A 15,068-nucleotide genomic window follows, 5' to 3' on the forward strand; every position below is an offset into this window, starting at 1 on the left:
CCTACCTCCCACGACCGGCGCGCTTGGACGCTGCCCGCTTCGATGACGTCGTCTTCGAGGCAGCGGACTTCTTGGCCGGAGCCGTCTTCTTGGCTGTGGTCTTCTTGGCCGGAGCAGTCTTCTTCGCCGCGGACTTCTTCGCTGCGGTCTTCTTGGCCGGAGCGGTCTTCTTCGCCGCGGACTTCTTGGCTGCGGTCTTCTTGGCCGGAGCAGTCTTCTTGGCCGCGGTCTTCTTCGTCGGAGCCGTCTTCTTCGCCGCCGCCCTGCCGGAAGTGGCCTTCTTCGCCGGCGCGGCCTTCTTCGCCGCCCGGGGCTTCTGTCCGCCGGCGGGGGCGGCCTTCTTGCGTGCGGCGGGCTCGGGTGCCTTGCGGGACCGATCCGGCCGGGAAGCGCGGCGCCTCCGCGGCTTCGCCTCCGGCTCTTCTTCCGGTTCCTCCTCCGGTTCTTCCTCTTCCTCCTCCTCTTCCTCCTCTTCCTCGTATTCGTCCTCCGGCTCTCCCTCTTCCTCCTCTTCCTCGGGCTGGTCCTCTTCGTACTCGCCCTCGGGCTCCTCCTCTTCCTCGTATTCGTCCTCCTCGTACTCCGCGTCCTCCTCCGGCGGGTACTCCTCCTCGTACTCCTCCCCTTCGTCCGGCTTCTCCAGGAGTCGGGCCGTACGCTCACTGAGGCTGCCCGCAAGCGTGCTCATGCCCCGGTCGGCGGCGGCCGTCATCGCCTTGCGGCCCGCCTCCAGCACTTCCCCTCGCAACTGCTCCTGCAACTCGGCGACCTGTGGGATCTCCCCCAGTCTCCGCATCCCTTCGGCGGCAAGCTGGCGAGGCTCAAGGCCGAAGCGCCGGCCCGCGATATAGGTCGCAATGGACAAGGCCATCCGGCCCTTCTTGGTGCGGCCCAGCACATAGCCGCCCACTACCGCAGCCGCGAGAGCCACCTTGTCCTTGTCATCCATGATCTCGTCACCTTCGATCGCTCGGCGTGGAACAGGTCTGTGCGGCGTGCAGCCGGTCGAGCAGCCGTTCCTCTTCTCGTTCGAACTCCTCCAGGCCGATGTCTCCGTCCTCAAGCTCCTGGTTCAGCAGGGCCAGTTGGGCACGGAGCACCCCTGGGTCGTGCAACTCCCGTTCGGCGGCGTCGTTGAGCTTCTCCGCCACCCAGACAACGCCGCGGACCGGCGCGATGGGGAGGGTGAGCAGTCCGGTGATCAGTCCCATCTCAGACTCCAGCGGTTCGGACGGGAGTGCCTTCGGCGGAGACGAAGCTGTAGCAGGGCAGCGGACCCGTAAGCCGCAGCTCCACCCGGTCGCGATGTGTGTGGGCGAAACGCTCTGCCACGCTTCGGAACGCGTCACTGTCGCCGCGATCGACGAGGAACGACGCGTTGAGCACGCATCCCTGGACTTCGGGACCCGAGACCACCGCACGGGCCCTGGGCGTCAGTTCGCGCAGAATGCGCCGCCCGGCTTCGGCGGCCCTGCCCTCCAGAGCGGCCGAGACGGCCTCCCCCAGGCGCAGGCTCGCTTCATATCCGGGCCGTCGGCGCACTTCGTCCCGCAGCCGGCGAACATTCATGTCCTGCGTCAGAAGGCTGGCCAGCGCGTCCTTGGCCGGGAGCGCCTTGACGTTGACCTCGACCCCGTCGGAGAGGTGTTCCAGGGCAGCCATGTGCTCCGACTCGCGGGCCTTCAACTGACCACGCACCGCTTCCTCGTCGGATGCGACCACACCGAACCGCATCGGCAGCACCGACCCCTGCTCCGACAGGCGCAACAGCAGATCCTGGTGAGCGAGCAGATCGCGCCGTCGGGCGCGGAGCTTGGGAGGAGCCTCACTGACGACAGCGGCGACCCGCCCCTGCCGAATCACCCGCAGTTCGGCAGCCGGGTCGCCCACACCCGTTGCGTCCACCGGCAGCGGCCGGCCCGCCCGGATGATCGCGTAGACGTACACACCATCGCCGGTCACGGCTCACGCCTCCACAGGTCGTCGTCGACTGCTGCCGCCCCGGGCCGGAGCACGCCGCTTCCTCGGCCGCTCCTGCCGCTCTTCCTCGTCCTCGTCGTGCTCGTCGGAGTCGTCGTCACCGCTGCCGATCACCTTGCGAACGGTGTCCCCCACGGTTTCCGCGGCCTTGCGAACCTTGCGTTTGCCGATGGACTTGGCGGCGCCACCGCTGAGCAGCTCGGGGATGGTGGTGCTGCCGGAGTCCCGCTCCAGGTCCAGCCGGTTGCACGCCTCCGCGAAGCGCAGGTACGTGTCGACACTCGCCACCACGATGCGCGCATCTATCTTGAGGATCTCGATGCCGACCAGGGACACCCGGACGAACACGTCGATCACCATGCCCCGGTCGAGGATGAGTTCGAGCACGTCGTACAACGTGCCGGCGCGCGGCGGGCACGCCACTACCTCATCGGAGTAGGTGGTCGCGGGCATGGGGGATCCTTCCGGTCGTCGGGCAAACCTGAGTCACTGGTCACTCATCGGCGGACCCCCGCCGATAACGGCGGACCCTGCGGTACCCCATGAGTTCGCCGTCCTGGTCGATCCGCACCTCGTACGAAGCGAGAAGGCTCGTCGTGTCCGGAATCCGCGGCAGCTCAAGGACGTCCACGACGACACACCAGCCGTCGTCCTCACGCCCCACCGCTGATACACCCTCCGTGGGATGACCGATCAGACCCTCCAGGGCCCGGCAGGCAGCACGCGCGGCATGTTCCGCTCCACGCACGGAGGGTGTGCGTCGAGCGGTGGTCGTCGAGGACTTCCTGGGGCGCGGCCGACGCTCTTCTGCCATGAGTTCAAGTCTGGGCCGTATCCGGTTCGACGCACCTTGAGTGGGCCAGTCGAGCGTCCGTGCCCGGCCCCGCGATCGCCAGAGAAGGGCATGAGGCGGTCGCTGAAGTAATTCGTCCCCGCGTTCCCCCTGATAACACCCTCAAACTCGGAACTCGGCCACAGAATTACCGCCAATCCGAGTTCCGTAAAAAAACCTAAGGTCCGCAGGAATGCAGATCATCGGGCAGGGCACAAGGTGGATCGGAGGTTGATAACTATGGTTCCTGTTCTTCTCGTTCTCCTGCTCGCCCTGATCCTCTTCGGTGCCGGTTTCGCACTCAAGGCCCTGTGGTGGATCGCCGTCATCGTGCTGATCGTGTGGGTCCTCGGCTTCGTGATCCGCCCCGCGGCAAGCGGCGGCAAGCGAGGCCGCTGGTACCGCTGGTAGGCATGCGTGCCACAACCCACGGATCCGGGTGGGCCCCGACGTCAAGGCGTCGGGGCCCACCCGCGCTTCGCCGCCCGGGTGCACGGTGGCGAATACAGATGAGGTGTTTCTTCGCTACGAATGTGTGGCATCCGGGATTCAGGGCACCCGACGTTCCGAGGAATCGTCACCGAATTCAGATGACGCTGTACGACTCCGCGGTTTTTCTGCGGACCGGCGAACAATTTCGCCGAGAGCCTCGCGCCTATCGGTCCTGCGGCGCGTCGAACAGAGCGCTGACGGACTCACCGTTGTGAATGCGCCGCACCGCCTCGGCGAGCGCCGGGGCGATGGACAGGACGGTCAGCTTCTCCGTGTACTCCTCGCTCGGTATCGGCACCGTGTTCGTGCAGACGATCTCCAGCACGTCGGGCTGCTCACTGAGCCGCTTGAGCGCCCCCGCCGCGAACAGCCCGTGGGTACAGGCGACACGGATCGACCGCGGACCCAACTCGCGCAGCCTGTCGAGGAGTTCGAGGACGGTACTGCCCTTGGCTATCTCGTCGTCCAGCACGATGACATCGCGCTCGGCGATCTCACCGATGACGGAGCTGATGCTCACCCGGTCGTCGGCGAACCGCTGCTTGGCGCCGGCGGCCACCTGGGCGCCGATCAGCCGCGCGAACGCGGCGGCCTCCTTCGCGTTGCCGAGATCGGGCGAGACCACCGTCGTACGCGACAGGTCGTTGGCCCGGAAGTGCGCCGCCAGCTCACGCAGGGCGTGCAGATGGTCGACCGGCACCGAGAAGAAACCGTGCACCTGCGGGGAGTGCAGGGTCATGGCGAGGACGCGGCTCGCGCCGGCCGCCACCAGCAGATCCGCCACGAGCCGGCCGCCCAGGGAGATCCGGGGCATGTCCTTCTTGTCCGAACGCGCGTACGAATAGTGCGGCATGACGACGGTGATCCGCCCGGCGGAGGCACCGCGCGCGGCGTCGCACATCATCAGCAGTTCGACCAGGTGTTCCTGCACCGGAGTGACGAGGGGCTGCACCAGGAAGACATCACGCTCGCGGCAGTTGGCCTGGAGCTGGACCTCCAGGCAGTCATTGGCGAACCGGCTGACGCGGGTCGGGCTGAGGGGCACACCGAGGTGTGCGCAGAGCTCGTCGGCGAGCTCTGGATGGGCACTACCGCTGAACACGGCGATGTCACGCACGACCGCTCCTCGCATGATCGAACCGGGTTGCGTCGCCGGGCGCAAGATCGGCCCGGAGTGCGTACCTCATGCTACTGGGCGTCTTTCGGGCCTACGACCGGGGATTTCCGGTTGCGGGCGGGGCCGCGGGGCGCCGGGCCGGTCACGGGCGTACCGGGCGACGGGCCGTACCGGAGCGTCACGCCCCGGACGGCGTACACCCCGGCGCGTCGGGCACGGCGGCCGGGGACCGGCGCCCCGGCCGCCCCATCACCCTCTCCTCCGACTTCTCGCTTCCGTCTCCCGTCTTCCGCCGGACGGCACCGCGGGCTCACGGCAGCGGAATTCGCACGCCAACCCGGCGGTCTGCCAAGGGGCTTGGGGGGTATCCGGACTGTTGAAAGGAGGACCGTCGACATGACGACGTCCATCAAACGCATGCCCGGCTGGGCGAAGGTGGTCTCCGCCTTCGTGCTGGTGCTCGTGGTGCTCTTCGCCGGGCTGCGGCTGGCCGTTCTGCCGGGACTGCGCGATGTGTTCGGCACGGAGACCCACGACAATTCGGGCCCCACGCTGCTCAAGTCCATCCAGGACATGAGCCGTTACGACGCGGCGTCGGGCAACTTCCAGGTGGTCGTGGACCTGGAGAAGGACGCGAAGTACCTGCCCGACGCGATCCGAGGCACCCGCACGCTGTACGTGGGAGCCGGCACCGTCGACGCCTATGTCGATCTCGGGCGCATCGACCAGAAGGACGTGACGGTCAACGACGACCGCACGTCGGCCACGCTCCGTCTGCCGCACGCGGCACTGGGCAAACCCGCCCTCGACCCCGACCACTCCTACGCCGTCTCGAAACAGCGCGGTCTCCTCGACCGGCTCGGTGACGTCTTCTCGGACAACCCGAACGACGAGCGGGCCGTCCAGCGGCTCGCTGCCCAGCACATCGGCAAGGCCGCGAAGGACAGCCGCCTCACCGCACGGGCCGAGGAGAACACCACCAGCATGCTGGAGGGCCTGCTGCGCTCTCTCGGCTTCACGGACGTGACGGTCACCTACGGGGCCTGAGTCCGGACGGTGCCGTCGGCGCCGGGGCGAGCACACAGCCGCACCCGGCGCCCCGGCGTCCGTCACCCATGAAGTCCCCGGGCTGCCCCGTAGCGGCGACCGGACACCATCCTGCTCGCTTGTCGCAAAGTCTCCCCTGCCCCGAGATCCCGGGCATTGTCGGCCCTGTCGGGGGTAAGCGGGCTGCACCACAGGGCAGTTGAAAAGGGGAGGGTCTCATGGTCCGCACCGCGTTGCGCGCTCGTGCCGCCAAGGCCGTGGCCGGCCGGCGGAAACCGGCGCCAAAGTCGGGATCGGACCGGGGGAAGCCGGCGTCGAAGGCCGGAGGGGGCAGGCCGGCGTCCAAGGCCGAGCGCGGCGGCAAGGCATCGAAGGCCGAGCGGGGGAAGCCGGAGAGGTCGCGCTGGCTGCTCGGCCGAAAGAGGCCGACGCCCGCACCCGCGCCGGAGACCCGGGCTCTGGCGCTGCCCTTCCGGCTGCTGGCCATGCTGGTCGCGTTCGCGGCCATGGTGGCGTTCGCCGTCGCGCTGGCCAGGCTGACCCTGGAGCCCTCACCGGCGTCCACGGCGCTGATCCACGACAACCTTCACCCCGGGCGCTCCCTGCGGGCCTATCTCGACCAGCCGGAGCTGCGCGACGCCGTCAAGCAGATCGGCGGGAACCTCTTGCTCGGGGTGCCCTTCGGAGTGCTGCTGCCGGTGGTGTTCCCGAAGACCCGCGGAATCCTGCGCGTCCTCGCGCTCACCGCGGCGGTCATGCTCCTGGTCGAGCTCGTTCAGGGAGCCCTCATCACCGGACGCTCCTTCGACATCGACGACGTCATCCTCAACACGACCGGGGCGCTGGTGGGTTACCTCCTTCTGGGCCGACGGCTCGGCCGGGCGGTGCACCCCAGGAAACGTCTTCGCGCCTGAGGCATCACCTCAACCACTGGTACGGACCAGAGTATTGACACCCCGTTACCTCACTCCTTAAATCAAGAGGCGAAGCATGGACCCCCCACCTCAGTCGGCGCACCCTCCCCCCCCCGGGTGACCGTACGGAAATGAGAGTCATGGACTCCCCACGTCTGCTCCGCAGATGCCTCTTCGCCGCGCTGTCCGCCGCGCTCGTCGCCTCCGCCTCGGCCGTCGTCGCCCCCGCGCACGCGGGCCCGGCGGCGGCCACCGCGACGGTCACGTTCCAGGACACGTTCGACGGTGCGGCCGGTTCGGCCGTCGACTCCTCCAAGTGGCAGCTGGAGACCGGCGACAACGTCAACAACCACGAGCGGCAGTACTACACCTCGGGCAACAAGAACGCCGCGCTGGACGGCCAGGGCCATCTGGTGATCACCGCCCGCAAGGAGAATCCGGCCAACTACCAGTGCTGGTACGGCACATGCCAGTACACGTCGGCCCGGATGAACACCTCCGGGAAGTTCACCACGGCCTACGGTCATGTCGAGGCGCGGATGAAAATCCCGCGCGGGCAGGGCATGTGGCCGGCGTTCTGGATGCTCGGCAGCGACATCGGGCAGGTCGGCTGGCCGAACTCCGGTGAGATCGACGTCATGGAGAACGTCGGCTTCGAGCCGTCCACCGTGCACGGCACGATCCACGGCCCCGGGTACTCCGGATCCGCAGGCATCGGCGCCGGGTACACCCTCCCGAACGGCCAGGCCTTCGCGGACGCCTTCCACACCTTCGCGGTCGACTGGGCGCCGGACTCGATCACCTGGTCGGTGGACGGGACCGTATACCAGCGGCGCACACCGGCCGATCTGGGCGGCAACACCTGGGTGTTCAACAAGCCGTTCTTCCTGATCCTGAACCTCGCGGTCGGCGGATACTGGCCCGGGGACCCCGACGGCTCCACCTCCTTCCCGCAGCAACTCGTCGTCGACGAGGTGAAGGTGACCACGAGCGACAGCCCGGGCGGCACCAGCGGTCCGATCAAGGGCCTCGCGGGCAAGTGCGTGGACGTGGCGGCCGCCAACTCGGCCAACGGGACGCCCGTACAGCTCTACGACTGCAACGGGACGGGCGCCCAGCAGTGGACGGTGTCCACGGACGGCACGATCCGCGCGCTCGGCAAGTGCCTGGACGTCACCGGCAACGGGACGGCGGACGGCTCGACGGTCCAGCTCTGGGACTGCGCCGGCGGACCCAACCAGAAGTGGACGGTCACCGCGGCCCACGACATCGTGAACCCGCAGGCGAACAAGTGCCTGGATGTCACGGGCAACAACTCGGCCAACAGCACCCGCCTGCAGATCTGGACCTGCACGGGTGGCGCCAACCAGAAGTGGACGGTGGGCTGACACCGCTCGAACCGACTGCCAACCGGTCGAGACGGAGCAGTTCCCGTCCTTGCTGTTGCTGACCAGCCCCCGGCGGCCGTCCGGCCACCGGGGGTTTCCGACCGGCGTGAGGGTCCGGGAGAACCGCCTGATCTCGCCGACCCGCAAGAGTTCGCCTGACGTCCGAGGGCATCTATGGGCTGTTCACTTCCCTTGTCGGTTCTCTCCGGCCTGTGCCCGGCTGCCTCCGGGGGCGCAATGGCCCACTGATCCTGGACCACTCGGCCCCGCACCGTCACGCCCAGCAGCGGAACAATGCAGGTGAAGGCATGAAGTCGCCGGGTGCCCTCCGCATCCGCCACGGAACAAGGCCGAAGCAGGTGAATGGCGATGATGTTCTGGTACGACCACGACGTCAGCGGCTGGGGCTGGTTCGCGATGTCTACCGGCATGATCCTTTTCTGGGCGCTGATCATCACAGTCGCCGTGTTGCTCTTCCGCACCCTCAACCGGCCCCAAGAACACACCCACGCCCCGGCCACGCCCGCGCCCTCGGCCGAGGACATCCTCCGCGAGCGGCTGGCCCGCGGGGAGATCGACGAGGACGACTACCAGCGCCGCCTGAACGCACTGCGCGCCGGATCTGTCACCGAACACTGAAGCCCGTTGAACGCACCGGTCAGGACCCGGCCCTCCGCCGTGATCCGGCTCGGCTACGGCCCTGAGGGCCCGGCGAGCCCACGGCGGCTGGTGGCCGAGCTCGATGTCCATTGCCCCGGACACCTCGGACAGGAAGGAGAGATCGCATGAAAGTCTCGGAGGTGATGACTGCTCCTCCGGTGTGCGTGGCGCCTCACGTCTCCCTGGCCGAAGTCATCGGACAGATGGCCGAGTACGCCGTCGGGTCGGTCCTCGTGGTCGAGGACGGAGTGCTGCACGGCATCGTCACCGACCGCGACCTCGCCTTGCGCGGCCTGGGTGGAGGCCTGGGCACCGGGGCCCGGGTGGACGCGGTCATGTCGCCACGCGTCATCACGGTCGAAGCCGCCGACGACCTCCAGGTGGCCTACGGGACGTTCCGTCGCACGGGGGTACGCCGGCTCGCGGTCCTCGAGGCGGACCGGGTGGTGGGCGTACTGGCGATCGACGACCTGTTTCTCGACGTCTTCCGCAGGCTCGGCGACCTGCTCGGCCCGCTCGCCGGGAGCGTCCTGCGAGAGCCTCCGGCGCCACCTTCACAGGCCGGATGAGCTGCGCATCCCGGCCGTCTCCAGCCTCCGTCGGGCCGTCAGCCGTATCCGCCGGACATTGCTGCACCGTCGCCTCACCACCGAACTCACCTTCGGCAACGGCGAGACCTCCTCGGCTACCGGAAGGCGGCGTGGACCGACGCCCGCCTTGCTCAGCCGCAGGAGTCCGACAGCGACCCGGCCTCGGGTCACTCCTTCTCCTTACGAACGATCACGACCGGGCAGGTCGCGTGCTGGGACACGTGCTGGCTGACGGACCCGAGCAGGGCGCTCGCGAACCCGCCCCTGCCCCGGCTGCCGACGACCAGAACCTCGGCGCCTTCGGCGGCCCGCAGGAGCACGTCGGCGGTATTGCCGTGCACCACACGGGTCCGGACCGAGTCGGCCGCGTCCGGGCCGAGGACTTCGGCCATCTCGGTCCGGATCCGCTGCCCGGCCTCCTCCTCGTCGACATCCATGTCCACAGCGGGCCCCGACCAGCCGTACAGGCCCGGCAGCTCCCACACCGCGACCGCTTCCACGGTGGCACCGACCAGGCCCGCGTGGCGCACGGCCCAGAGCAGGGCCTCGTACGAGGACGGCGACCCGTCGACACCCACCACCACTCGACGCTCGGAGACATCCCTGTCCATGTGTCTCGCCTCTCCCTGGCAGGTGGTCGCCCACCTGGCCGGTCCGCCCCTGGTCTCCACGCTGCGGGCCCCGTCCCCTGACCGCCAGAGATGCGCATCCGACGGGATGACGGAGGTCGGCGCGCCCGCGGCGCCCGGTCAGCACCCGCCTCAGTCCGGCTCCATGTAGGGGCGGCGGAAAACCGGCGCCTGACCGGTGCCCCACGGGCGCGCGGCGGTGACTGCCCGGGCGACCGCGGACTCCGGCGCGCCGCTGGTGTCGATCGGCACGGCCTCGCTCCACGGCGGTTCGCCGGCCGCCATGGCGGTGGCGACGTCCGGGCCGGCGTCGGACACTCCGGCCGTACGTGTGCTCAGGCGGGCGGCCGAGACGTCGCCCGGCACCTTGCAATGGAGGGCCACCAGGTCAGCGCTGGTGCGTTCGGCCACGCGCAGAGCCGCTTCGCGCTGCGCGGCATCGGTCCAGGTGGCGTCCAGGACGACGGACTCCCCGGAAGACAGCATCGCGGTCGAGCAGGGCTGTGTACGTCCTGTCGATCCGGCCCGCGAGCCTCACGGGCCGCCGAATCACCGCGGCCGATCGGTAGACGGCGACGGTTCGGACAGAGGACGGGGCCGGCCGGCCCCGAGGCTGACGCGCGTACGCGCCGAACGAACTCGGTGAACGCCTCTGGTGCTCGATTTCAGCAGGAGCAGTCGAGAAGCGGTGCTCCTGCGCTCACTCCCGGTCACTGGATGTCAGCCTCGGAGATCCTCCGCGGGCGGCTCGGGCGTGCACCTACGGTGCGGTCACGTGGCAGGACGGTCATTTCCGGTCTTGTCGCCCAGCCGACAACCAAGGGGAGCGCTATGGCGAGTGTGGAAGTGTCGCTGAAGGAAATGATGACCGAGGCCGAGGGAGCACTGGGGGCGGCCGTCGTCGACTACACCAGTGGCATGGCGCTGGGAACACTGGGAGGGGGCAAGGATCTGGACATGACGATCGCCGCTGCCGGCAATACGGATGTCGTCCGCGCGAAAGTGCGCGCCATGGAGCAGCTGGGTCTCAAGAGCCAGATCGAGGACATCCTGATCACCCTCGGAAAGCAGTACCACCTCATTCGACCGGCCGCCGGGCGCAGCGGCAACGGCCTGTTCCTCTACCTCGTGCTCGACAGGGCGCGTTCGAACCTGGCGATGGCCCGCCACCACCTCAGGCGCGTCGAGGAGCAGCTGGAGATCTAGGCCGCTCGGAGCCCTGGGCTTACGTGTGTCCACGATATGAAGACTTCTTCAAGTCGCCATATCGGAATGATCTCAACAAAGGATGCGCGTGGCCATGGAACGGGCGAGAAGTACCGGTACCGGCGGACACATCCTGCGGCGGCGCCCTTCCGGGCGTCGCCGCACCGCTGCGAGCATCTGCCCGGCGGCGAGCCGGCCGGCTCGCCGCCGGTAGCCGATCTAAATGAACCGGCGATGTGTGCGACAGTGCCCGGGCTGCGGCGCGATGGGCACCTTCAGCCAGTACGGGCTCCTGCCACGTCACCGGCTGATCCGCTTGCGTCGCAGAGGGCGGAACAGGCAGCCTGAACGCGCAGCAGCGACTTGCGGGCAACGGCACAGGCCCGGGAATCAGCGGGCCGGGACGGCATGCGCTGTGGGACGGGCCATGCTCCCGTGCACTTCGCCGCCTGACAACGCCCGTCCGGTCGCATGCTCCGTGCAGCCGGCTACCCCGGGAGCTCCGTGCGCTCCCACCACTCGTAGACGGGCAACTGGCCCTGCTCGGTCTCCTGCTGACGCGTCGTGGCCCGGAAGTGCTCGTACCCTCCACGGAACGGCACTTTGATGTCGAGGTCGAACACCGGAACCGAAACGATCCGCTCAGGAAGATCGTCAGGACCCCCCTCAAGAACTGCTTTTGTCGCGTCGGTCATGACCAGATCTTCTCTGCCCTGCCTGACCGCCCCCCACGACGCGCCGAGGCGCGCTCCGGCCGTTCGCGTGGCGGACGACGCCGGCCGACTTCCCGCCATGGGACCGGGTGTATGCGTTCCGTGCCGCATGAGGCGCTTCCAGGCAGCCGCTGCTCTTTGCCGCACGCGTCGGCCGGGAAGAGGCACTCCAGCGCCCGCCGGCGCAGGCGGGACAGCACGGCCCGGCCGAGTTCTCGTCGTGCCGCCCGACACCGCACGCCCGGCACCGCACGTCCGGGACGGCCGTGGAATAGTGGAGAGACGGGAATCGCCCTTCCGGGAATGGCCGGTCGGCCTGAAGGGAGGCGGGGCCGATGTCCGTACGCGAACTCGACACGACGACCGTGAAAGCCCTGGTCGAAGACGCCGCAGCGGCCCCCTCCATGCACAACGCGCAGCCGTGGAGACTCCGGTTTCGGCGCGCTGACAGCAGCTTCCGGTTGTACGCGGATCTCGAACGCGCCATGCCGCACGCGGACCCCACCACCCGCTGTCTTCACCTGGGTTGCGCCGCTGCCTTGTTGAACCTGCGCGTCGCCGCCACTCATGCGGGCTGGGCACCGGTCACCGAGCTGCTGCCCGACCCCGCCGACACACGCCTGCTCGCGGTGGTACGGCTCGCCGACCCTGCCCTTGCGGTCAATGACTTCGTGGAAGACCTCGCGCCGCTGTATCCGGCGGTCCACCGTCGCCACACCAGCCGTCAGCCTTTCACCGACGAGGCGATACCGCAGGCCGTCAAGGACGCTCTGTGCGCCGCCGCCCTCCTGGAGGGCGGACATCTGGTCTTCCCCGGCGCATGGCACGTGGAGACACTGCTGGACCTGGTGCACGACGCCGAGGGCCGCGACGCCATGGACTCCGCCGCCTCCGAGGAGCTGAGGCAATGGACCCGTACAGGCACGGGAGCGGCTGAAGCGGCGAGCGACGGGGTACCGGAGAACGCCTTCGGCCCTCGCGAACGCTCTGGCAGGGCGCCCGTGCGTGACTTCGCCGGCAGGCACCCCGTTCCCGGCCGCGCGGCCGCCGCGTTCGAGAACGCGCCCCAGCTCGCCGTACTGGGCACCGCGGACGACGAGCCGAAGGACTGGCTGCTGGCAGGCCAGGCCATGGAACGCGTTCTGCTCCAGGCCACGCTTGACGGGCTCGCCACCTCGCTCACCTCCCAGGCCCTCGAATGGCCCGAACTCCGCTGGGCCGCGCGCGACCCGCAGTCGGCGACGGGATTCATCCAGATGGTGCTCAGGATCGGATACGGCCCGGCAGGCCCTGGCACACCGCGCCGCCCCGTGCACGAGATACTCGACATCGAGTGAGCCCTCTCCTGAGCCCTGGTGGCGGCCCCCGTCGGACGGAGAGGCCGCCAGGGCCGTCCGGCGTCACCTCACCCGCCCCGGACCCGGCGACGGAATACGGTCCCGGGGGCGGGTGGCGGCCGAGCGGCGCGACTTCAGTCGTGCGGGACCAGCACGACCGGCTGGGGCATGTGGTGGAGCAACGCGTGGGCCACCGGACCGGTGTGGGCGCCGACGGCGGTACGCCGCCGACGACGGCCCACCACCAGTAGTCCGGCCCCGCCTGCCGCGCGTACGAGGACGTGGGCGGCGCGGCCCTCGTGGAGGTTCGCGTGGACGACCACGCCGGGGTACTTCGCGCGCCAGGGTTCGAGCAGTTCCGCGAGCGCGCGCTCCGCCGCCTCCCGGATCCGCGCACGCTCCTCGACGCCCGGGACGCCTCTGGTGAGCGGCACGTGCCAGGCGTACGCGGCGCGCAGCGGCGCCGCACGGAGTTCGGCCGCGCGGAACGCGTGGTCGAGGACGGCGTCGCAGGGCGCGCCGACATCGACGGCGACGGCCACGTCCCGGTGGGGGGTGTCGGTCGACGCCTTTCCAGAAGCGTCGGGGAGGTGTTCGTCCGCCGCCGTCCCGCCCGCCCGTACGAGGACGACGGGCCGGTCGACGTGAGCCACGGTGGCCATGGCGACCGACCCCGAGAGGAACCCCCCGACACCGCTCGTCCCCTGGCTTCCGATGACCAGCAGCTCAGCGTTCTCCGCCTCGGCGAGGAGCGCGGGACCTGGCCGGCTGCGCACCTGCTCGGCGGCGATGTACAGCCCCGGATAGCGCTCGTGCAGCACGTCGACGGCCCCACGCAGCATCCGCCGCGCGTGGTACTGCGGTGCCCGGATCTCGGGCAGGTCCGCGGCGGTGCCGTCGTCGGGCAGGCCCTCCCAGGCGTGCACCAGACGGAGCGGCAGTCCGCGGCGAAGGGCTTCCCTGGCCGCCCAGTCGGCTGCGGCGAGGCTCTTCTCCGAACCGTCCAGGCCGGCTACGACTGGCCTTGTCATGACCGTCGCCTCCTTCGTCCGTCGGCGCTGTCGCGAGCCCTTCGAGAACGGGCCCGCACTCTCGGGTGCTCCTCTAGAAATGGGGTACGACGGCGACGGGGCAGCCGACGTGGTGGATCGCGGCATGGGTGACGGGGCCGGTGCGGGGGCCGAGCGGGCGTTCGGCGAGGCGGTGGCCGACGACGAGAAGACTCGCTCCGGTCGCGGCCCTCACGAGCGCCGTCGAAGGCTTGTCGTCCACCACCGTCTCCAGGACCTCCACGTCGGGGTACTTGTCGCGCCACACCTGGAGCACGGCCTTCAGGAAACCCAGCCACTCCTCGCCCTGCCAGGACTCCTCGGCCATGCCGACGTCACCGGATCCCAGGCCGACCGGGCCGGCGGCGTGCCAGGCGTGCACGGCCCGAAGGCGTGCGTGCCGGAGCCGGGCGGCCTCGAAGGCGAACTCGACGACCTCGTCACAGGCGTCATCGAGGTCCACGGCCAGCACGACGTCCCTGTGGCCGGTATCCGTCGAGGGGCTTCCGTCGTGTGCCGGCACATGTTCGTCGGCCGCCTGCTCGTCCGCCCGGACGAGGACGACGGGGCGCGTCGCCTTCGCGACCACGCCGAGTGCCACGGAACCCACGAGGAACCCGGTGAATCCGCTCAGTCCTCGTGAGCCCAGGACCATCAGGTCGGCCTGGTCCGCCGCCTTCAGCAGAGCGGCGGTGGCGGGGCCTTCCGTCTGCTCGTCGGTCAGGCGGACGTCGGGGCACTCGGCGCGGACGCGTTCCTCCGCCCGACGCAGCGAACTCCGGGCCAGATGCCGCTGGGCGGCGCCGACGATCTCGCCTTCCTCCCGACGGGGGTGCCGGTCCCAGGCGTGCACCAGGTGCAGCGGTCGGTCCCGCCGCTCGGCCTCGCGGGCCGCCCATACGGCGGCGGCCAGACTCTCGGCGGATCCGTCGACTCCTACGACCACGGGCGAAAGCATGTCGGCACCTCCAGAACTCGGTCTGTCGTCCGGTACCAGCGTCGCGCCGCGGCCCATGCGGGGACAGAGGCTGCCCGGGCCCCTCCGGGGGCCGTCCGGCCCCTTTGTGTGAAGCGCGCCGCAGGTCCGGAAGAGGGAGATGGCACGTCTGGCCGG

19 protein-coding genes are annotated in these 15,068 nt (G+C 69.6%); 8 read left to right on the plus strand and 11 right to left on the minus strand.

Annotated features, from left to right (window positions below):
• Position 1: 1 nt before the first annotated feature.
• The 5 genes from OG780_RS05430 to OG780_RS05450 are packed head-to-tail and all read right to left on the minus strand — an operon-like array spanning position 2 to position 2,794.
• Positions 2-949 (minus strand): histone protein, encoded by a 948-nt coding sequence (locus OG780_RS05430; RefSeq protein ID WP_328445233.1) that lies wholly within the window; start codon positions 947-949, stop codon positions 2-4.
• Between the two features lie 7 nt (positions 950-956).
• Entirely contained in the window at positions 957-1,211 is a 255-nt protein-coding gene (locus tag OG780_RS05435; RefSeq protein WP_328445235.1) for a gas vesicle protein GvpG, read from the minus strand.
• 1 nt (position 1,212) lies between these two features.
• Positions 1,213-1,962, minus strand: a complete 750-nt coding sequence (locus OG780_RS05440) for a GvpL/GvpF family gas vesicle protein (RefSeq protein WP_328445237.1) — start codon at positions 1,960-1,962, stop codon at positions 1,213-1,215.
• A gap of 3 nt (positions 1,963-1,965) precedes the next feature.
• A complete protein-coding gene (gene gvpJ / locus OG780_RS05445; RefSeq protein WP_328445239.1) occupies positions 1,966-2,433 on the minus strand; it encodes a gas vesicle protein GvpJ in 468 nt (155 codons plus the stop codon).
• A gap of 40 nt (positions 2,434-2,473) precedes the next feature.
• Positions 2,474-2,794, minus strand: coding sequence for a gas vesicle protein GvpO (locus OG780_RS05450; protein ID WP_328445241.1), 321 nt, complete (start codon positions 2,792-2,794; stop codon positions 2,474-2,476).
• Between the two features lie 258 nt (positions 2,795-3,052).
• On the opposite strand from OG780_RS05450, the gene OG780_RS05455 reads away from it, so the two are divergent.
• Positions 3,053-3,223 carry a hypothetical protein gene (locus OG780_RS05455; protein WP_054240969.1) on the plus strand — a complete coding sequence of 57 codons (171 nt, stop codon included), beginning with the start codon at positions 3,053-3,055 and terminating at the stop codon, positions 3,221-3,223.
• 244 nt (positions 3,224-3,467) lie between these two features.
• Here OG780_RS05455 and OG780_RS05460 read toward each other — a convergent pair whose 3' ends face one another.
• On the minus strand, positions 3,468-4,421 hold the full coding sequence (locus OG780_RS05460; protein WP_326784000.1) for a ribose-phosphate diphosphokinase: 954 nt from the start codon (positions 4,419-4,421) through the stop codon (positions 3,468-3,470).
• A 396-nt stretch (positions 4,422-4,817) separates the two neighbouring features.
• Between OG780_RS05460 and OG780_RS05465 the strand changes: the two genes are divergently transcribed.
• The 5 genes from OG780_RS05465 to OG780_RS05485 all read left to right on the plus strand — a co-directional run bounded on the left by OG780_RS05465 (position 4,818) and on the right by OG780_RS05485 (position 8,999).
• The gene (locus OG780_RS05465) at positions 4,818-5,468 is read left to right on the plus strand and encodes a DUF4230 domain-containing protein (RefSeq protein WP_326784001.1); all 651 of its coding nucleotides are present in this window, start codon (positions 4,818-4,820) and stop codon (positions 5,466-5,468) included.
• A gap of 218 nt (positions 5,469-5,686) precedes the next feature.
• On the plus strand, positions 5,687-6,382 hold the full coding sequence (locus OG780_RS05470) for a VanZ family protein (protein ID WP_328445245.1): 696 nt from the start codon (positions 5,687-5,689) through the stop codon (positions 6,380-6,382).
• Between the two features lie 140 nt (positions 6,383-6,522).
• Positions 6,523-7,770: a ricin-type beta-trefoil lectin domain protein gene (locus OG780_RS05475; RefSeq protein WP_328445247.1), complete on the plus strand. Its 1,248-nt coding sequence runs from the start codon at positions 6,523-6,525 to the stop codon at positions 7,768-7,770.
• A gap of 369 nt (positions 7,771-8,139) precedes the next feature.
• Positions 8,140-8,409, plus strand: a complete 270-nt coding sequence (locus tag OG780_RS05480; protein WP_328445248.1) for an SHOCT domain-containing protein — start codon at positions 8,140-8,142, stop codon at positions 8,407-8,409.
• Between the two features lie 146 nt (positions 8,410-8,555).
• Positions 8,556-8,999: a CBS domain-containing protein gene (locus tag OG780_RS05485; protein WP_328445249.1), complete on the plus strand. Its 444-nt coding sequence runs from the start codon at positions 8,556-8,558 to the stop codon at positions 8,997-8,999.
• A 188-nt stretch (positions 9,000-9,187) separates the two neighbouring features.
• Here the strand turns inward: OG780_RS05485 and OG780_RS05490 are convergent, their stop codons facing one another.
• Both OG780_RS05490 and OG780_RS05495 read right to left on the minus strand, forming a co-directional pair.
• Positions 9,188-9,631, minus strand: a complete 444-nt coding sequence (locus tag OG780_RS05490) for a universal stress protein (protein WP_328445250.1) — start codon at positions 9,629-9,631, stop codon at positions 9,188-9,190.
• A gap of 150 nt (positions 9,632-9,781) precedes the next feature.
• Entirely contained in the window at positions 9,782-10,135 is a 354-nt protein-coding gene (locus OG780_RS05495; RefSeq protein ID WP_443062111.1) for an AAA family ATPase, read from the minus strand.
• A 345-nt stretch (positions 10,136-10,480) separates the two neighbouring features.
• Between OG780_RS05495 and OG780_RS05500 the strand changes: the two genes are divergently transcribed.
• Positions 10,481-10,855, plus strand: coding sequence for a hypothetical protein (locus OG780_RS05500; protein ID WP_328445251.1), 375 nt, complete (start codon positions 10,481-10,483; stop codon positions 10,853-10,855).
• Between the two features lie 488 nt (positions 10,856-11,343).
• Here OG780_RS05500 and OG780_RS05505 read toward each other — a convergent pair whose 3' ends face one another.
• A complete protein-coding gene (locus OG780_RS05505; protein WP_328445256.1) occupies positions 11,344-11,550 on the minus strand; it encodes a DUF5988 family protein in 207 nt (68 codons plus the stop codon).
• 353 nt (positions 11,551-11,903) lie between these two features.
• On the opposite strand from OG780_RS05505, the gene OG780_RS05510 reads away from it, so the two are divergent.
• The gene (locus OG780_RS05510) at positions 11,904-12,905 is read left to right on the plus strand and encodes an Acg family FMN-binding oxidoreductase (protein WP_328445257.1); all 1,002 of its coding nucleotides are present in this window, start codon (positions 11,904-11,906) and stop codon (positions 12,903-12,905) included.
• Positions 12,906-13,039: 134 nt separating this feature from the next.
• On the opposite strand, the gene OG780_RS05515 is transcribed toward OG780_RS05510, so the two are convergent.
• Both OG780_RS05515 and OG780_RS05520 read right to left on the minus strand, forming a co-directional pair.
• Entirely contained in the window at positions 13,040-13,936 is an 897-nt protein-coding gene (locus OG780_RS05515) for a universal stress protein (RefSeq protein ID WP_328445258.1), read from the minus strand.
• Between the two features lie 73 nt (positions 13,937-14,009).
• Positions 14,010-14,912, minus strand: a complete 903-nt coding sequence (locus OG780_RS05520; protein WP_328445259.1) for a universal stress protein — start codon at positions 14,910-14,912, stop codon at positions 14,010-14,012.
• Between the last annotated feature and the right edge of the window lie 156 nt (positions 14,913-15,068).

This window comes from Streptomyces sp. NBC_00386, assembly GCF_036063235.1.
Lineage (GTDB): Bacteria > Actinomycetota > Actinomycetes > Streptomycetales > Streptomycetaceae > Streptomyces.